General features: G+C 54.6%; 16 protein-coding genes. 14 read left to right on the forward strand and 2 right to left on the reverse strand.

Annotated features, from left to right (window positions below; translation table 11 throughout):
• Positions 1–305: 305 nt before the first annotated feature.
• Positions 306–722 carry a site-specific integrase gene (locus OQV00_RS12460; RefSeq protein WP_025108037.1) on the forward strand — a complete coding sequence of 139 codons (417 nt, stop codon included), beginning with the start codon at positions 306–308 and terminating at the stop codon, positions 720–722.
• A gap of 430 nt (positions 723–1152) precedes the next feature.
• Here OQV00_RS12460 and OQV00_RS12465 read toward each other — a convergent pair whose 3' ends face one another.
• Together OQV00_RS12465 and ftrA are read right to left on the reverse strand one after the other, a co-directional pair.
• Positions 1153–1368 carry a DUF4177 domain-containing protein gene (locus OQV00_RS12465; protein ID WP_004862336.1) on the reverse strand — a complete coding sequence of 72 codons (216 nt, stop codon included), beginning with the start codon at positions 1366–1368 and terminating at the stop codon, positions 1153–1155.
• 53 nt (positions 1369–1421) lie between these two features.
• Positions 1422–2435, reverse strand: a complete 1014-nt coding sequence (gene ftrA, locus OQV00_RS12470) for a transcriptional regulator FtrA (protein WP_151333779.1) — start codon at positions 2433–2435, stop codon at positions 1422–1424.
• A gap of 68 nt (positions 2436–2503) precedes the next feature.
• Between ftrA and OQV00_RS12475 the strand changes: the two genes are divergently transcribed.
• The 13 genes from OQV00_RS12475 to OQV00_RS12535 all read left to right on the forward strand — a co-directional run bounded on the left by OQV00_RS12475 (position 2504) and on the right by OQV00_RS12535 (position 16827).
• Positions 2504–2896: a rhodanese-like domain-containing protein gene (locus OQV00_RS12475; RefSeq protein WP_032717500.1), complete on the forward strand. Its 393-nt coding sequence runs from the start codon at positions 2504–2506 to the stop codon at positions 2894–2896.
• A 191-nt stretch (positions 2897–3087) separates the two neighbouring features.
• On the forward strand, positions 3088–4191 hold the full coding sequence (locus OQV00_RS12480) for a cobalamin-independent methionine synthase II family protein (RefSeq protein ID WP_004862329.1): 1104 nt from the start codon (positions 3088–3090) through the stop codon (positions 4189–4191).
• A 175-nt stretch (positions 4192–4366) separates the two neighbouring features.
• The gene (gene urtA, locus OQV00_RS12485) at positions 4367–5638 is read left to right on the forward strand and encodes an urea ABC transporter substrate-binding protein (RefSeq protein WP_004862326.1); all 1272 of its coding nucleotides are present in this window, start codon (positions 4367–4369) and stop codon (positions 5636–5638) included.
• Positions 5639–5775: 137 nt separating this feature from the next.
• Positions 5776–7341 carry an urea ABC transporter permease subunit UrtB gene (gene urtB / locus OQV00_RS12490; protein WP_099144414.1) on the forward strand — a complete coding sequence of 522 codons (1566 nt, stop codon included), beginning with the start codon at positions 5776–5778 and terminating at the stop codon, positions 7339–7341.
• On the forward strand, positions 7341–8414 hold the full coding sequence (gene urtC / locus OQV00_RS12495) for an urea ABC transporter permease subunit UrtC (RefSeq protein WP_163980511.1): 1074 nt from the start codon (positions 7341–7343) through the stop codon (positions 8412–8414). Before urtB ends, urtC begins: the two co-directional genes overlap by 1 nt.
• Positions 8414–9211, forward strand: a complete 798-nt coding sequence (urtD, locus tag OQV00_RS12500; protein WP_064357024.1) for an urea ABC transporter ATP-binding protein UrtD — start codon at positions 8414–8416, stop codon at positions 9209–9211. The genes urtC and urtD overlap by 1 nt, the downstream gene beginning before the upstream one ends.
• A gap of 9 nt (positions 9212–9220) precedes the next feature.
• Positions 9221–9919, forward strand: a complete 699-nt coding sequence (urtE, locus tag OQV00_RS12505; protein WP_015584267.1) for an urea ABC transporter ATP-binding subunit UrtE — start codon at positions 9221–9223, stop codon at positions 9917–9919.
• A 793-nt stretch (positions 9920–10712) separates the two neighbouring features.
• Positions 10713–10946, forward strand: coding sequence for a Flp family type IVb pilin (locus tag OQV00_RS12510; RefSeq protein WP_266280513.1), 234 nt, complete (start codon positions 10713–10715; stop codon positions 10944–10946).
• 105 nt (positions 10947–11051) lie between these two features.
• Positions 11052–11924 carry a CpaB family protein gene (locus tag OQV00_RS12515; protein ID WP_032717495.1) on the forward strand — a complete coding sequence of 291 codons (873 nt, stop codon included), beginning with the start codon at positions 11052–11054 and terminating at the stop codon, positions 11922–11924.
• Positions 11925–11989: 65 nt separating this feature from the next.
• Positions 11990–13402, forward strand: coding sequence for a type II and III secretion system protein family protein (locus OQV00_RS12520; protein WP_071359435.1), 1413 nt, complete (start codon positions 11990–11992; stop codon positions 13400–13402).
• Positions 13403–13438: 36 nt separating this feature from the next.
• Positions 13439–14578 (forward strand): hypothetical protein, encoded by a 1140-nt coding sequence (locus OQV00_RS12525; protein ID WP_004862307.1) that lies wholly within the window; start codon positions 13439–13441, stop codon positions 14576–14578.
• A 57-nt stretch (positions 14579–14635) separates the two neighbouring features.
• Entirely contained in the window at positions 14636–15925 is a 1290-nt protein-coding gene (locus OQV00_RS12530) for a CpaF family protein (protein ID WP_004862305.1), read from the forward strand.
• Positions 15922–16827 carry a type II secretion system F family protein gene (locus OQV00_RS12535; protein WP_004862304.1) on the forward strand — a complete coding sequence of 302 codons (906 nt, stop codon included), beginning with the start codon at positions 15922–15924 and terminating at the stop codon, positions 16825–16827. The genes OQV00_RS12530 and OQV00_RS12535 overlap by 4 nt, the downstream gene beginning before the upstream one ends.
• Positions 16828–16831 lie beyond the last annotated feature (4 nt).

Below are 16831 nucleotides of genomic sequence, written 5' to 3' on the forward strand. Positions count from 1 at the left end.
TTCATTACATTATTGCTGCGTGCGTCTCCGCGCGGAGTATATCTTCTGAGAAAACTCCTGATGTTTCCAGATAATTCTGGTCTGAACAGTTAAGTTAAAGTTCCGGTTGCATGGGTATGTTTTTACTTAAGGGGTCCTGGAGCTGTTGAAGTGCTCGGAGTTGCTATGCACACGATCAACAGCTTGAGGCTGGATACTACCCCTGTTTGAAGGGGAGTGTGATTAACCGCACGTTAACTACTGTTGCCTGAAATTCACATCTGAGATAATAACCCCACGAATAATAGAGCAAAGCGCGTTTAAATATGAGCAGTAAGAAAACGTTAACGTTCATGCAATTTTTGATAATAAATAGTCAACTCGCCGGCATCTCAGATACTTGGGCTGATTTGTGGGTATTGATTTTCCATACGAGCCTTGGTGCGGGCAGGCTGCTGTCTCTTCGTTACGATGACATAGATGGCAATTCGATACTGATACGAGAGAGGGGGAGACTGAAAGCACTGCGCGTTGAAATTCCACCTACGGTGATGGCGATGATAGCGCGGCGACGGGAAAGGCATCCAGAGGATATTTTTGTGTTCCAGAGCCATTCAAATCGTGTGAAGAACGAATGCCGGCCAGTAACACTCATTGCTTTCAATACCGCTTTAAACCGGGCTGCAAAATCCTTATCGGGAGTCACCGTGAGCAGTGGTAGCGCAAGAAACGTATCTCATTAATCGCCCATAAGCACCTACTGGCAAAGTAGTCAACTTGCAACCCCTTAGTGGGTTATTTGTAAGCTATGAGAATGGTTATTGCCTCAGACCCTTAGGGGGTAAAATTGGGGCAAATTTTGGGGCAGAATAACGTTTGGGGCACGATTTGGGGCAATCAAATGTCCGCATTTGTCCGTATTTGACCAAAAGTCAACAGCGCTATCTCGTTGAAAATATTGCAGATCATTGAATTTGCTAAACTAATTTTTTGCATGCCATAATAACATGCATATTTCCCAGCATGATTAACCTCCATCATTGATTAGTGTGCGCTAAGTAGTCCTTATTGAACGTGGTGTACGGTTGTTGCATAAAGAATAACCTGGTCAACCTAAACAAATAATTAACCAGGAAAACTTTTTCGCCGTGAAATAAATAGTGCGGTGAGTGATTAGAGCGGTCGTTCAAGGACGAACAGATAGGCCTCGCGCGACCAGAACAGTCCGGTTCTGCGGCGCTCCACGGACATCGTTTTGACTTCCCAGCCCTGCAGGGTGAACTCATTGAGAAAACGGCTCATTTTCTCCGGGTCAGCTTTCGCTTCACCAAAAAACATGCTCCCCAGAATCCCCTCTTTGTACAGAACGACTCGACACTCTTTTTTCATCTGACAGGCTCCTTGCGTAATGACAGCAAACTGAAAGCCATTGTGACCGCCTGTTACGATTTTACAACCGCGGCGACAGAAAACTTCTTCCGGTAGGCAGATGGGCTGATGGCGAACTGCTGGCGAAAATGGTGGCGCAGGGTGCCGGCATCGGCGAAACCGCTGAGTTCGGCGATTTTATCGATGCTGATGCGGCTATGGGTCAGATGCTGCTGCGCGCGCTGCAACCGCTCATCCAGCAGCCAGCGGGCAGGGGTCTTACCGGTCGCCGCCTGAAAACGGCGCAAAAACGTGCGAGGACTCATCCCCGCCTGTTGCGCCAGCGACGCCACGGTATGGCTGGCGGCAAGATGCTGATGCAGATAATCAAACACCAGCCCCAGGCGCTGACTTTCCCGCGCCTGGGCCACGGGCCGGACGACCTGCTGCGCCTGCGCGCCGTCGCGATGCGGAGAGACAACCAGTCGCCTGGCCACGGTATTGGCGGCTTCAATCCCAAAATCCTCACGCACAAGGTGCAGGCACAGGTCGATGCCGGCGGCGCTGCCCGCGGAGGTCATAATGCCGTCAGAACCCACGTACAACACATCGGCGACGACATCAATCAGCGGGTAGCGCTGGCGCAGATTTTCCGTGTATCGCCAGTGCGTTGTCGCTTTGCGGCCATTGAGTAACCCGGCGGCCGCGAGAACAAATACGCCGGAGCAGATTGAGATAATCCGGCAGCCTCGCGCATGGGCGGCGGCTAAGGCATCACCCAGCGCCGCCGGGATCGGCGCATCGATCCCGCGCCAGCCGGGCACCACGATAGTCTGCGCATCCTGAAGCAAATTCATGCCGCCGTCGGTCATCAGCCGGATACCGCCGGTAGCACGTAGCTCACCGTCATCGACGGCGGCGACCGCGAACTGGTACCAGCGTTCGCCCATCTCCGGGCGGGGAAGACCAAAGATCTCCACCGCGATACCAAACTCAAAGGTGCACAGGCCATCATAGGCCAGCACAACGACCCGATGGCGTGACAACGTCACGGGATGGTTTGTCAGGATTTCAACGTTTTCTGTCATGGTTGCCGGCAGAGGATAAGTGGGCGGATTCATTAAATTAGTGGTACCACAGACAAGGAGAATACGCCATGAGTGTTGTAACTGCTTTTACCCCAGCCACCTCCAGCGAGGCTGCCGCCTGGTTCCGGCATAAACTGAGTTTTGAAACCGACTGCGCGGATGTCTACAGCGCGATGCGCGACGGGGCCTGCGATTTTGTGCTGCTGCACGTTGTCGGCAGTCCGGAGGCCTTTGCCCGACGGCATCTGCCCGGGGCGCTGCATTTACCGCATCGCCTGATCGATGCCGCCCGAATGAGCGAATGGCCAGCTGAGACGCTGTTCGTCGTCTATTGCGCCGGCCCACACTGCAACGGTGCGGATATTGCCGCTCTCAGGCTGGCTGAACTGGGGCGTCCGGTCAAAATGATGCTCGGCGGCCTCACCGGCTGGCAGGACGAGGGGCTGCCTTTCGCCGACTAACTCACCGCGGCCGGTTTCCTGCGGGGAGCAGGCCGCACAATGAATTTATTTCATGACCGATGAAATTTTCTCGTTTGCCGCTGACGGCAGTGCATGACAGTATCTGGACATATAGCCATCCAGAAGTCTAAAATTCAAATAATGAACTATCACGGCAGGCAACTAATTGTGCTTACCGCTAAGGAGACACCATGCAACGTCAACAGGCCCCGTTCCGCGCGGATATCGTCGGCAGTTTTTTACGTCCAGAGGCAATAAAAGTCGCGCGTCAGCAGCTTGCCGAAGGCGCCATAGATGCACAACAGCTGCGCCAGATTGAAAATGATGCTATCCGCCAGCTGGTCAGGCAGCAGTGTGACTGCGGGCTGCACGTGGTGACCGACGGGGAATTTCGCCGCGCGTGGTGGCACTTCGATTTCTTCGATGGCTTAGAAGGCGTTGAACGCTACGATTCCGACAAAGGGATCCAGTTTAACGGCGTGCAGACCCGGGCACACGGCGTTCGCGTCATTGGCAAACTGGCGTTTGGCGATCATCCGATGCTGGAAGATTTTCGCTATCTGAAAAGCGTCAGCGGCGAAGCACAGCCGAAGATGACCATTCCAAGCCCGAGCGTGCTCCATTTCCGCGGCGGGCGTAAAGATATCGATGCCACGGTTTATCCGGATCTCGCCGACTATTTCGACGATCTGGCGACGACCTGGCGCGATGCCATCCGCGCCTTCTATGATGCCGGCTGCCGCTATCTGCAGCTCGATGATACCGTCTGGGCCTATCTGTGTTCCGATGAGCAGCGCCAGCAGGTGCGCGATCGCGGCGACGATCCCGACGAGCTGGCAAAAACGTATGCCCGGGTGCTGAATAAGGCTCTGGAAGGCAAACCGGACGATTTGACCATCGGCCTGCACGTTTGTCGCGGGAACTTCCGTTCCACCTGGATCTCGGAAGGCGGTTATGAGCCGGTTGCCGAGGTGCTGTTTGGCGGCGTCAACGTCGATGCGTTCTTCCTTGAGTATGATAATGACCGCTCCGGCGATTTCGCCCCGCTGCGCTTTATCCGTCCGGGCAAGCAGCAGGTCGTGCTGGGATTAATCACCACCAAAAACGGCGAGCTGGAAAACCCGGAGGGAGTGAAGGCCCGTCTGCAGGAGGCCGCGCAGTATGTTGCGCTGCAGCAGATTTGCCTCAGCCCGCAGTGTGGCTTCGCCTCGACCGAAGAGGGGAATGCGCTGACGGAATCCCAACAGTGGGATAAAGTCCGCCTGGTCACCGGGATCGCCGCTCAGGTCTGGTAACCGCTCTTCATAGCGCAGCGTTGCACCGTTTTGAGGCAACGCTGCCTGTCTGTTTCTCTCCTGCCGCGCCGTCGCGCGCTTTCTCGCCGTCAGCCAACCTGGCATCGTTTTTGCCTTATCACTTCCGGATAGTCGTTCATTCATTTTTCGTTTTTGCGATTTTCAGGAGTGAATCATGCAGCGTCGAACATTATTAAAAGCTTTTGCCCTCTCCGCCTCTACCGTTCTCATGGGCTACTCTTTCCAGGTTTATGCCGCCGACACCATTAAAGTCGGGATTATGCATTCACTCTCCGGGACCATGGCGATTTCCGAAACACCGTTGAAAGACGTGGCGCTGATGGCAATTGACGACATCAATGCCAAAGGCGGCGTGCTGGGGAAAAAGCTCGAGCCGGTGGTTGTCGATCCCGCCTCAAACTGGCCGCTGTTTGCGGAGAAAGCCCGTCAGCTGCTAACCCAGGACAAAGTGGCGGCGGTCTTTGGCTGCTGGACATCGGTCTCGCGAAAATCGGTGCTGCCGGTTTTTGAAGAGCTGAACGGCCTGCTGTTCTATCCGGTACAGTACGAAGGCGAAGAGATGTCGCCAAACGTCTTCTATACCGGCGCGGCGCCGAATCAGCAGGCGATTCCGGCGGTGGAATACCTGCTGAGTGAAGATGGCGGCGGGGCGAAACGCTTCTTCCTGCTGGGCACCGATTACGTCTATCCGCGTACCACCAACAAAATTCTGCGCGCATTCCTGCATGCGAAAGGGATCCAGGATAAGGACATCGAAGAGGTCTATACCCCGTTCGGTTACAGCGATTACCAGACCATCGTTGCCAACATTAAGAAATTCTCCGCCGGCGGCAAAACGGCGGTGGTTTCTACCATCAACGGCGATTCCAACGTCCCGTTTTATAAAGAGCTGGCAAACCAGGGGCTGAAAGCGACCGATGTGCCGGTGGTGGCCTTCTCGGTCGGTGAAGAGGAGCTGCGCGGTATTGATACCAAACCGCTGGTGGGGAACCTGGCGGCGTGGAATTACTTTGAGTCCGTCGATAACCCGACCAACAAACAGTTTGTGGCGGATTACCGTGCCTATGCCAAAGCCCACAAGCTGCCAAACGCCGATACCGTGGTGACTAACGACCCGATGGAAGCCACCTGGGTTGGGCTGCACATGTGGGCCCAGGCGGTAACCAAGGCGGGAACCACCGATGTCGATAAGGTGCGGGCAGCGATGGCCGGCCAGACCTTCAACGCGCCATCAGGCTTTACTCTGACTATGGACGCGACCAATCACCATCTGCACAAACCGGTGATGATTGGCGAAATCGAAAGCAACGGGCAGTTCAACGTCGTCTGGCAGACCGATAAGCCGGTACGCGCCCAGCCGTGGAGCCCGTGGATCGCCGGTAACGATAAGAAACCCGATCATCCGATAAAAACTGCCGCTAATTAAGCGCCTCTTTCCCGGGCGCGAACGCCTTGCCCGGGCGACATAAGTAGCCCCGGCAAGCGCCAGCGCTGCCGGGGCTATCCCGGAATCCCGCGCGACCCTCGTTAGCGTTAACGGGGAAATGACACAAGGAGATACTCATGAGCACATGGCGCATAGTGGGGTATTACCTCGCGCTACTGGTGATGATCGTGCCGTGGCGGGCGCAGGCAGCGGATGCGGATGATTTTGTGACGGCCAACCGTACCCAGCAGGCGCGCCTGCTGGAACAGTGGGCCGCCGCGCCCGATGCCCGGCGGCTGCCGCTGCTGCGGGCGCTGAAAGCGGAAACCCTGGTGGCTGATGACAGTGGCCACGCCTTCAGCCAGCAACAGGCGCTGGGGGCCGCGCGCACTCCGCAAGGGGCAACAAAACCGGTTCGCCTCACCAACCGCCTGCGTAACCTGGTCGCCGGGGCGTTGGCCACCCATTTGCTTGTCAGTGACAGTGTCACGGAGAGGGCGGCAGCCGTCAAAACGCTACAGCGGGAGGCGACGCCGGAAATGGCGGGGCTGCTGCAACAACGGCTGGCGGTTGAAACCGATGAGGGGGTTAAAACGCAGCTGGACATTGCGCTGGCCCGCCTGCAGCTTGCCAGCCCGGACAGCGCCAGACGGCTGGCCGCCGTTGAACAGCTCGGTCACGCCGTGGATCCGGAGACTCAGGCGCTGCTGATTCCCTATACCGATCTTCAACATGAGCCTGACGCCCGCGTGCGCGATGCGGCGGCAAACAGCCTGAGCCAGATTAAACAGCGTCTGCTGCTCGGCGATATTCTCGGCCAGGCATTCATGGGGCTATCGCTGGGGTCGGTGCTGCTGCTGGCAGCGCTGGGGCTGGCCATCACCTACGGGTTGCTGGGCGTCATCAATATGGCGCATGGCGAGATGCTGATGATCGGCGCCTACAGCTGCTGGCTGGTGCAGCAAGCGCTGGCACAGCTGGCGCCGCAGTGGCTGGCGTTCTATCCGCTGGTCGCGCTGCCGGTCGCTTTCCTGATAACCGGCGGCATCGGTATGGCGCTGGAACGCACTATCATTCGTCATCTCTACGGCCGGCCGCTGGAGACGCTGCTGGCCACCTGGGGGATTAGCCTGATGCTGATCCAGCTGGTGCGCATGCTGTTCGGCGCCCAGAACCTGGAAGTGGCAAACCCGGCCTGGCTCTCCGGCGGCTTGCAGGTTCTGCCGAACCTGATCCTGCCGTGGAACCGCCTGGCGGTGCTCGGCTTTGTGCTGCTGGTACTGTTCTTCACCTGGTTAATTCTCAATAAAACCCGCTTAGGCATGAACGTGCGGGCGGTGACCCAAAACCGGGCGATGGCCGCCTGTTGCGGCGTGCCAACCGGGCGAGTGGATATGCTGGCATTTGGTCTCGGTTCGGGTATCGCCGGTCTGGGTGGTGTGGCGCTGTCGCAGCTGGGAAATGTCGGCCCGGAACTGGGCCAGGGCTATATCATCGACTCCTTCCTGGTGGTGGTGCTCGGCGGCGTCGGCCAGCTGGCGGGGAGCGTAGTGGCTGCCTTTGGCCTCGGCATCTTCAACAAAATCCTCGAACCTCAGCTCGGGGCAGTGTTGGGCAAGATCCTGATCCTGGTGCTGATCATCCTGTTTATTCAGAAGCGTCCGCAGGGTCTGTTTGCCTTAAAAGGGAGGGTTATTGACTGATGAGCCAACCAATTAGCTTAACATTAGCGCGTAAGGCGCCGCGATCGCTGCAATGGCTTGGTGTACTCCTGGTGCTGGGGTTGCTGAGCATGCCGTTTCTGGCGCTGCTGCCGCAGTCACATCCGCTGGCGGTCTCCACCTGGCTGCTGACCCTCAGCGGTAAAATTCTCTGTTACGCGATTGTCGCCGTAGCGCTGGATCTGGTCTGGGGTTACGCCGGTATGCTGTCGCTGGGCCACGGCATCTTTTTCGCCCTCGGCGGCTATGCGATGGGGATGTATCTGATGCGCCAGGCGGCGGGCGATGGTCTGCCGGCATTCATGTCTTTTCTGTCATGGAGCGAGCTGCCGTGGTTCTGGTGGGGAACCCAGCATTTTGCCTGGGCGATGCTGCTGGTGGTGCTGGTTCCGGGCGTACTGGCCCTGGTCTTCGGCTGGTTTGCTTTCCGCTCTAAAATCAAAGGGGTCTACTTCTCGATCATGACCCAGGCGTTGACCTACGCCGGCATGCTGCTCTTTTTCCGTAACGAAACCGGTTTTGGCGGCAACAACGGTTTTACCGGATTCACCACGCTGCTTGGCTATTCCGTTACCGCGACCACCACGCGGGCCGCGCTATTTATGGTCACGGTTTTACTGCTGCTGCTGACGTTAGGGATCGGCTATCTGCTGGCGCAGAGTAAATTCGGCCGTGTCCTGACGGCGGTGCGTGATGCGGAAAACCGGCTGATGTTCTGCGGATACGATCCGTGCGGCTTTAAGCTGCTGGTGTGGACGCTGTCGGCGGTGCTGTGTGGCCTCGCGGGGGCGCTGTACGTGCCTCAGGTGGGCATTATTAACCCCAGCGAAATGTCGCCAACCAACTCCATTGAAGCGGCTATTTGGGTGGCGCTTGGCGGTCGCGGCACCTTAATTGGCCCGGTGCTTGGCGCCGGGCTGGTGAACGGAGCGAAGAGCCTGTTCACCGTCACTATGCCGGAGTACTGGCAGCTGTTCCTTGGTCTGATTTTTATCATCGTGACCCTGTTTCTACCTCGCGGGGTTATTGGCCTGCTGCGCAAAGGAGACCGCTAATGCAACCGGATGAAGGCCTGTTTACCCGCCAGCAGCCCACGGACCGCTTTCGCGAGCAGACCGACCCGGTGCTCGAGCTGGAGAACATCAACGTCACTTTTGATGGTTTCCAGGCGCTGACGGATCTCTCATTGCAGATTGGCGTGGGCGAGCTGCGCTGTATTATCGGGCCGAACGGCGCCGGGAAAACGACGCTGATGGATGTCATTACCGGCAAAACCCGGCCGCAGAGCGGCAGGGCGCGGTATGACCAGTCGATCGATCTGCTCGGGCTTGATCCTATCGCTATCGCCCGCCAGGGGATCGGCCGCAAGTTTCAGAAACCGACGGTGTTTGAGGCGCTGACCGTCGCCGAAAATCTTGAGCTGGCGTTGAAAGGCGATAAGTCGGTCTGGGCCAGCCTGCGGGCGCGGCTGAACGGCGAGCAGGAGGACCGCATCAGCGACATTCTGCGCCTGCTGCGTCTTGATGGCGAACGCGCGCGCCCGGCGGGGCTGCTTTCTCACGGGCAAAAACAGTTTCTCGAGATCGGCATGCTGCTGGTTCAGGAGCCGCATCTGTTGCTGCTGGATGAGCCCGCTGCCGGGATGACCGATGCTGAAACCGAGTATACCGCCGAGCTGTTCCGCGCCCTGGCCGGGCAACATTCCCTGATGGTGGTGGAGCACGATATGGGGTTCGTCGAAACCATCGCTGATCGGGTCACGGTGCTGCATCAGGGCCAGGTACTGGCAGAGGGCTCGCTCCGCGAGGTACAGGCGAATGAGCAGGTGATTGAGGTGTATCTCGGTCGTTAAGGAGAGCGAATGTTACAGGTTAATCAGTTACATCAATACTATGGCGGCAGCCACATTCTGCGCGGGGTCGATTTTGAGGCCCGGCAAGGCGAGGTCACCTGTCTGTTGGGGCGCAATGGCGTGGGTAAAACCACCTTACTGAAGTGCCTGATGGGGCTGATCCCGGCGCGCAGCGGTGAAGTCATCTGGCAGGAGAAAATCATCACCCAGCGTAAACCGCACCAGCGGGTGCAGGCCGGTATTGCCTATGTGCCGCAGGGTCGTGAAATATTTCCTCGCCTGACGGTTGAAGAGAATCTGCTGATGGGGCTGTCGCGGTTTCCGGCCAGCGAGGCCGGGCAGGTACCGGAGGAGATTTATCAGCTGTTTCCGGTGCTGAAAACCATGAAACAGCGGCGCGGCGGCGATCTCTCCGGCGGTCAGCAGCAGCAGCTGGCTATCGGTCGCGCGCTGGCCAGCCGGCCGCAATTGCTGATTCTGGATGAGCCGACGGAAGGTATTCAGCCGTCGGTCATCAAAGAGATTGGCGAAGTGATCCGCCAGCTGGCGAACCGTGGCGATATGGCCATTCTGCTGGTCGAGCAGTTTTATGACTTTGCCGCGGCGCTGGCCGATCGCTATCTGGTGATGTCGCGGGGAACGATTATTCAACAGGGGAACGGCGCGGCGATGGAAGCGGAAGGGGTGCGCGGCATGGTGACGATTTAACACGCGGACTTTTTTAAGGGCTTTGCCGCCTTGAGGCAAGGCCTGTTTACCGTTAACAGGTCCCGTCCCATACGAACAGACGTCTGTTCGCCTTTTATTCTGCAATAAGAATAAAATCCAGCATATTTCATTCCCAGCCGTTAAGTCTGTTTATCTATTCGCTATCTATATGATGGCTCCGTTGATGACGGCGCTGCTATTGCTCAGCGTATGTGGTTAATTGCCTGGTTCTGGACGCTAATTGTTTTGTATAAATTCAGACGCTTTTCTTGTTTTAATTATTTGTTATTTATATGTGTTTCCGATATCGATATTCGCCATATATTGTAAGAGATAAAACACTTCTTAATTTGCTCAGGAACTGTTTAATTTGCGAATTTAATGACGAAACCAGAGCTTAATACTAAATGTTGATTTTTATCGAATGTAATGGTTGTTGAGTTGTTTTTTTATTATGAAATCATCTGCTAAAAATAAACTCTGCCTGCTGCCCCATTACGGTAAGAAATACCGTCGCATAATTCCTGATTTATAAGCAATTAGTCCATTTTTCTGAGGCTGTTTTTTCTACAAATGATCGGTAAAAACGATCGTTATATGTTAAATGATAGCTTTTGACTATTAATTGGATTGAAATCGATCGATTATAAATATTAGCTGGCTGCAGAATTATCAGGCTATTCTTCTACTGCCCGGAAAATATCAATACTGAAAAGATAGATTCTTTTTATGAATATATTTTGGGTGACATATAAATTTAAATATTGAATGATGGTTAATAAGGAAACTGGTAATGCTAAACCGTGTTTATGATAAATATCTGGCTGCCTATACCTGTGTTGCTGGATGCATTTATGATTTTAAAAACAATGAAAAAGGCGTCACCGCCGTTGAGTATGCGATTGTCATCGCTGGCTTGGCCGCTGTTGTCGCCGTTATCTTTGGTTCGGGCGGAACCGTGCAGACGATGTTGTCCGATATCTTTACTAGTGTCAAAGATAAGGTCGATGCCTCTATGACGCCATAAGCCTTTGCAAGTTCATTAGTGGTTTTAATACGGGCATAGCAGGACGCAATGCCCGTATTGATGAATTTCAGATACATGGATACTGTCAACGCAAAGTGGAAAACAATGAATATGAAAAGAGGCGGTCTGCTTGTTTATGTGGTGATGATCGTTGTCGGTATTCTGGGGCTGTTTTTCTATTTTAATCAATCCCGCACGGCTGCTCCTTTGCAGGCCAGTCAGCCAGAAAAAAAACCGCAGCAGACGATAAGCGTGGTGGTAGCCACCCGTGATTTAGACGCCAGAACGATACTACGGGCCGGGGACTTTCAGATTAAAACCGTTACGGTTGATGTCGGCAGTACCGATACGCAGTTTAATCTTGTCGGTAAAAACCTGGATAACTGGGCGTTAAAAAGCGCGGTGCCGGCGAATTCATGGATTTTGCCGGGTTTAATGGTGGCGCCGGGCAGCGATGAATACCTGACCCTGTTTTTACGACCGGGAAATATTCTCTATACCTTTGAGCTAAACAAGTCAGACAACTATTTATTAAATAACATCAAAGCCGGGCAGGGCGTGGATATTTATCTCTCCTATCGTCGGATATATCCCAAACATGAAGATACGCTGGAAGTCGGGGCCGAACAGTCCCGCGAGAAAAATCAGCTTTATAACCGCCTGAAACCGCTGATGGGCAATAAGCGGGTGCTGGCGATTCGCCCGGCAAAAACGGTTGTCAATAACGGTGTCAACGTGGTGGAAAAGGGCAGCCAGCTAGTGGTGGAGCTGCAGGACCACGAGGTCAAGATGCTGAAGGGGCTGGGCGGCGAGCTGGCGAATATTCTTCTGTTTCCGGCCACCACCACTCCGGAGGGGAAATCGACCATTGCGCTGCCCTCGCCAGAGGCGGCATGGCCGGTCAGCGACGACGTGATTTTTAATCTACCTCCCGTTCCAGCAAAGCTCACCTCAGAAATTAACGAGCTTCGAGGCTAAATCGCCGCCTGACGTCGGGTGGCTTATAACACCATGGAACCCCGGATACAGGGATATTTTAAAAAATGACTCAACGTTTGTTCTGCATTAAAAGGCTGTTTGTGCTGCTGATTTTTTGCGTGTTTTCTCTGGGGGCCAGGGCGGAGGTCGTCAATCTCAAACCCGGGCAATCGAAAACGCTGCGCTTCGCTAGCGCCGTTAATACGGTGTTTGTGTCAGACCCGGCCGTTGCCGATTACAAAATCGTCAACGATAAAAATATCGTGCTGTATGCCCGCAAGCTGGGCAGTACTGAGCTGGTGGTCTATGGTCCGCAGGCGAAGATCCTGATGAATCTCAGCGTGGATGTCGACCCTTTTCTGAGCGACATTCGCCAGCGCGTGGCGCGTGAATACCCCGGCAGTACGGTGGAGGTGAAACGCTTCCAGAATGCCGACAAAGCCACGTGGATCCTGAGTGGCACGGTGCCTGATGAAGAGACCCGCGACGGGGTTTATCAGCTGGTTGGCAGCCTGGTGGGTTCCGGCGATGGCGGCGGAAAAAGTAACGGCAGCAACGCCAGCAGTGAAAACACCCGTTTTGCGATTGCCAAAGTCTACAACAATGTCATTAACCGCTTACAACTCCCGTCCTCAAACCAGGTCAACGTTAAACTGACCGTGGTGGAGGTAAGCAAAGAGTTTACCGATAACCTGGGTATCGAGTGGAGCAGCCTGACGCTGGATAGCATTATCAACGGCGGCGGAAATGGCGGCATGACCACCAACAGTCCTGGGGTCTTTAATCTGCTGGGGTTTCGCCGCGGGTTTGATGTCGGAAATATCAGCACCCTGATCAACGCGGTAAAAAATGACTCTATTGCCCGGGTGCTGGCTCAGCCTAATCTCACCGTACTTTCCGGAGAGTCAGCCAGCTTTCTGGTGGGCGGAGAAATTCCGATTATGGTGAAGGATCAGGACTCGGTCACCGTGCAGTATAAAGAGTACGGCATTCGCCTGAATATCACCGCTAAGGTGGAAAAACGCCAGAAGATACGTTTGTTTGTCTCCAACGAATTAAGCAGCGTCACCGGTTCGTATGCCTATAACGACTACCAGATCCCAACCATGCGTACCCGCCGTTCCAGCTCAACCATCGAGCTGGCGGATGGCGACAGCTTTGTTATCGGCGGCTTATTAAGCGAAGCGGACAAGGAGTCGCTCACCAAAGTACCGTTTATTGGCGATATTCCGGTGCTGGGAGCATTAGCCCGTAGCTCGATGACCGAAAGAAGCAAAAGCGAACTGGTGGTGTTTGCCACGGTGAATCTGGTGAAACCGCAGTCAGAAGCGGCGGCCCGCAATATGTCGCTTCCATCCTTTCGCCGCAGCTCGGTTGAGAAGCTGTTCTTCAACGTCGGCGTTGACCAGAAAATGCGCGAAGAGCGTTTAAATAGTGATGCCGGACGCTTTCTTGAACAGGGCGGCTTTGCCCGCTAACGACATCGCATCATTGACATATTTCTGGAGTGAAAGATGAAGTTGTTTTCGGATTCTAAAAAGAAAAGCGAGCCGGAAGTCGCGCACAAGGCGAAAAAGGGAGGGCCGCAGTCGATAATCATTATCTCCCCTGATAAAGAGATGCTTTCTGATATTAGCAGTTTGTTATTAATTAATAACTTTAATAACGTTATTGGTCATCCTCTTGATTTTTTTGCCTTGCTGGATGACAGCATCTTGCGCGGCGCTGCGACGGTGATTATTGATATCGGCAGCTGCAATGATGTTACGTTGATCTGTGAAACGGCCACACTGCTGATTCCTGCCAGCGCGCGTCAGGTCTTTCTCGGCCGCAATGACTCGATCGCTTTCGCCCAGGCACTGATGAGCGCCGGCGTTTGCTATCTGCATATTCAGTCCCAGCTGGCACAGCTGGCCGGGCAGCTCCAGCAACCGGACAGCGCCCAGGCGACGCGCAGTATGATGAAAATCAGCCTTCTGGGCTGCAAAGGTGGTGCGGGTACCACGACCGTGGCCTGGCAGCTGTTTCAGGCTATCGGTATGCAGACCTCTATCCCCTCGCTGCTGGTGCAGGGCGCCAGCGGTAGCCGGGATCTTGATTTATTGACCTTCTGTGGTCTACCCAGAGACGGGGCGATTACGTCTCTGGGGCCTCAGCAGTCCGCGCGCATAGAACCCCTGGATGCGGCCTGGACCTATGACGATAGCCACTTCAATGCGTTCAATCTGGTGATGTTCGATCACGGCGTCTATGCCCAACCCTACGAGCATCTTGAGACAGTCTTTACGCAATCCAGCACCTTGATTCTTGTGATTAACCGCGATCTGAGCGCTCTGAGGGTGGCTAAGTATTTACTGGATGAGAAGCAGCGCGTTGACCTGTCGCGCGGTGGTAAAGAACTGCGGGTCTTCATCTGCCTCAATGAGAATCACCCTGCGCACGGCGATGAGCTGCGCAATGATGATATTGAGGAGTATCTCGGTTACCCGCTGGCGGTGATTAATCCGTGGAACGTTAAGAAAAACCAACCGTTGTCGGTGACTCCGCTGTGGCGTTTTACCGCACAGAGCCTGTTGGGTAAATCTGAACAAGAGGCAGCAAAGAGGAGACTATTTCCATCGTTTTTCTCATTACGTCCCGACCGTAAGTCGTAGCGGATAAGCGGACTTCGTCACGCGGTGGGAACATAACTTTTAAGGATGATGAAAGCAATGGATACGGAGAGCTTTGAATCCCTGCTCTATTTTCGCGAGCTTGTGCTTAAGAGCGTTGATTTAGAACGGGTTGATGCATTGCGTCACGACCGCGATGCGCTGTTTCGTGAAATCAGTGAGGTGATCACGCGGCAGGTGAATAGTAGCGGTAGATATTTATCCTCCCGCGCCGGTCACGATCTGTGCGAGCTGGTTACCGATGAGATAACTGGCTACGGCCCGTTACGAGAATTAATGGAAGACGACACTATCAGCGATATTTTGGTGAACGGACCGGATCGCATTTTTGTCGAGCGGTTCGGCAAACTTGAACAGGTCGATAAACGCTTCCTCAACGACATTCAGCTCACCGATATCGCCAGACGGCTGGTTTCGCGAGTAGGGCGCCGGGTCGATGATTCCCAGCCGCTGGTAGACGCGAGGATGCCGGACGGCAGCCGTCTGAACGTGGTGATTTCACCGGTGGCTCTGGATGGTGCGTCGATCTCCATTCGTAAGTTTGGTAAGGGCAAGAAATCGCTGGCCGACCTGGTGGAGTACGGCAGCATGAATGAAATGATGGCCAATTTTCTGGTCATCGCCAGCCGCTGTCGGATCAATATTATTGTCTCCGGGGGGACGGGGTCCGGGAAAACTACGCTGCTTAATGCGATGTCGCAATACATCAATGAAGATGAGCGGGTACTTACCCTGGAAGATGCTGCCGAACTGCGGCTACAGCAACCGCACGTGGTTCGCCTGGAAACGCGAATGGCCGGATCGGAAAACCAGGGGGTGGTGAATATGCGCCATCTGGTGGTCAACGCGCTGCGTATGCGTCCAGACAGGATCATCGTCGGCGAGTGTCGTGGTGAGGAGGCTTTTGAGATGCTGCAGGCCATGAACACCGGCCATGATGGTTCTATGTCGACTCTGCATGCCAACTCACCGCGCGACGCGCTGGCGCGGCTGGAGAGCATGATCATGATGTCCAGCGCTTCGTTGCCGTTGGCGGCCATACGCCGAAATATCGCCTCGGCGGTAAACATTATTGTTCAGGTGTCGCGCCTGCCGGACGGCTCGCGCAAGGTGATCAACATTGCCGAGGTGATGGGTATGGAAGGAGACAACATTATCCTACAGGACATCTTCAGCTTCGGCGCAGAAGCGGATCGCAATGAGTACGGGAAAATTCAGGGGACGTTTACCTGTTTTGGGCTGCTTCAGCGTTCGGCTGTGTACCGTCAGGCGCTGGTTCACGGCCTGCTTGAACCTTTAAAACAACTGTTTGGGAACCGGATGCCATGATGATGATCATTTTTAGCTTTCTGCTGCTGGCAGGCTGTATTCAGCTGGGGCTGTGGTATCGCCAGCAGAAGCGCATGCAGCGTTTACAGCAGGCGGAAGCCGCCCGTAACCGGGTGGAACTGACGAGGCGACTGCTGCGTAATCCGTTGGGCGGGTGGTTATCACGCTTGATGGATGATATGCGTCTACATTTACTGGGCAAGCAGCGCAGTACCGCCTTACGCCACGGGCTGATCCTGCTGCTGGTACAGGCCGTAAGCCTCTACGTTAACCGCAATTACCTGAACCTGAGCCCGATCATTATCCATCCCGTATTATTTGTGCTGACTCTGTACGGCCTCTATCTCAGCAGCAAGAAAAAGATGCGTCTGGAATTTGATGCTCAATTCGCGGAAGCGTTGAATATCATTAATAGCTCCATCCGCGCCGGTAACTCTGTTATTCAGGGGATTGAGCAGTGCGGGCAAAAGATTGATGGTGTGCTGGGCGAGGAATTCAGACAGATATCGCAGCGCCTGGAAATTGGTGAAGATGCGGAAAGCGTATTTATGGCCTCGTGGCGACGTCTGCCGTTTAGCGAATACTACTTTTTCATTATTACCGTACAGCTCAACATGAAAGGTGGGGGTCAGGTCAAAGAGGTGATGTCGCGTCTGGGGACGCTGATCTCCAACGCCCGGGTGCTGGAGAAGAAAAAATACGCCATGACTTCGGAAGTCCGCATGTCGATTAAGATTTTGACAGCTATCCCCATTTTTTTCTTCTTCTTTCTGAAGTTTCAGTCGCCGGCTAATTTCGACATTTTACTGCACCATCCAACGGGCCAGATGATGCTCTATTACGCTATTTGCAGCATTCTGCTGGGGCTGCTGATTGTCTGGATGATGATGAATAAAGTATAGGTGG

Source organism: Klebsiella sp. DY2415, from assembly GCF_026314315.1.
Taxonomy (GTDB): domain Bacteria; phylum Pseudomonadota; class Gammaproteobacteria; order Enterobacterales; family Enterobacteriaceae; genus Klebsiella; species Klebsiella ornithinolytica.

What these genes read in the sequence shown, in the direction of transcription:
- urtA (WP_004862326.1), top strand. Translation starts at nt 4,367, where the DNA reads ATGCAGCGTCGAACATTATTAAAAGCTTTTGCCCTCTCCGCCTCTACC.
- OQV00_RS12480 (WP_004862329.1), top strand. Translation starts at nt 3,088, where the DNA reads ATGCAACGTCAACAGGCCCCGTTCCGCGCGGATATCGTCGGCAGTTTT.
- OQV00_RS12520 (WP_071359435.1), top strand. Translation starts at nt 11,990, where the DNA reads ATGACTCAACGTTTGTTCTGCATTAAAAGGCTGTTTGTGCTGCTGATT.
- urtC (WP_163980511.1), top strand. Translation starts at nt 7,341, where the DNA reads ATGAGCCAACCAATTAGCTTAACATTAGCGCGTAAGGCGCCGCGATCG.
- OQV00_RS12475 (WP_032717500.1), top strand. Translation starts at nt 2,504, where the DNA reads ATGAGTGTTGTAACTGCTTTTACCCCAGCCACCTCCAGCGAGGCTGCC.
- urtD (WP_064357024.1), top strand. Translation starts at nt 8,414, where the DNA reads ATGCAACCGGATGAAGGCCTGTTTACCCGCCAGCAGCCCACGGACCGC.
- OQV00_RS12465 (WP_004862336.1), bottom strand. Translation starts at nt 1,368, where the DNA reads ATGAAAAAAGAGTGTCGAGTCGTTCTGTACAAAGAGGGGATTCTGGGG.
- urtB (WP_099144414.1), top strand. Translation starts at nt 5,776, where the DNA reads ATGAGCACATGGCGCATAGTGGGGTATTACCTCGCGCTACTGGTGATG.
- OQV00_RS12535 (WP_004862304.1), top strand. Translation starts at nt 15,922, where the DNA reads ATGATGATGATCATTTTTAGCTTTCTGCTGCTGGCAGGCTGTATTCAG.
- OQV00_RS12460 (WP_025108037.1), top strand. Translation starts at nt 306, where the DNA reads ATGAGCAGTAAGAAAACGTTAACGTTCATGCAATTTTTGATAATAAAT.
- OQV00_RS12515 (WP_032717495.1), top strand. Translation starts at nt 11,052, where the DNA reads ATGAATATGAAAAGAGGCGGTCTGCTTGTTTATGTGGTGATGATCGTT.
- OQV00_RS12510 (WP_266280513.1), top strand. Translation starts at nt 10,713, where the DNA reads ATGCTAAACCGTGTTTATGATAAATATCTGGCTGCCTATACCTGTGTT.
- ftrA (WP_151333779.1), bottom strand. Translation starts at nt 2,435, where the DNA reads ATGACAGAAAACGTTGAAATCCTGACAAACCATCCCGTGACGTTGTCA.
- urtE (WP_015584267.1), top strand. Translation starts at nt 9,221, where the DNA reads ATGTTACAGGTTAATCAGTTACATCAATACTATGGCGGCAGCCACATT.
- OQV00_RS12525 (WP_004862307.1), top strand. Translation starts at nt 13,439, where the DNA reads ATGAAGTTGTTTTCGGATTCTAAAAAGAAAAGCGAGCCGGAAGTCGCG.
- OQV00_RS12530 (WP_004862305.1), top strand. Translation starts at nt 14,636, where the DNA reads ATGGATACGGAGAGCTTTGAATCCCTGCTCTATTTTCGCGAGCTTGTG.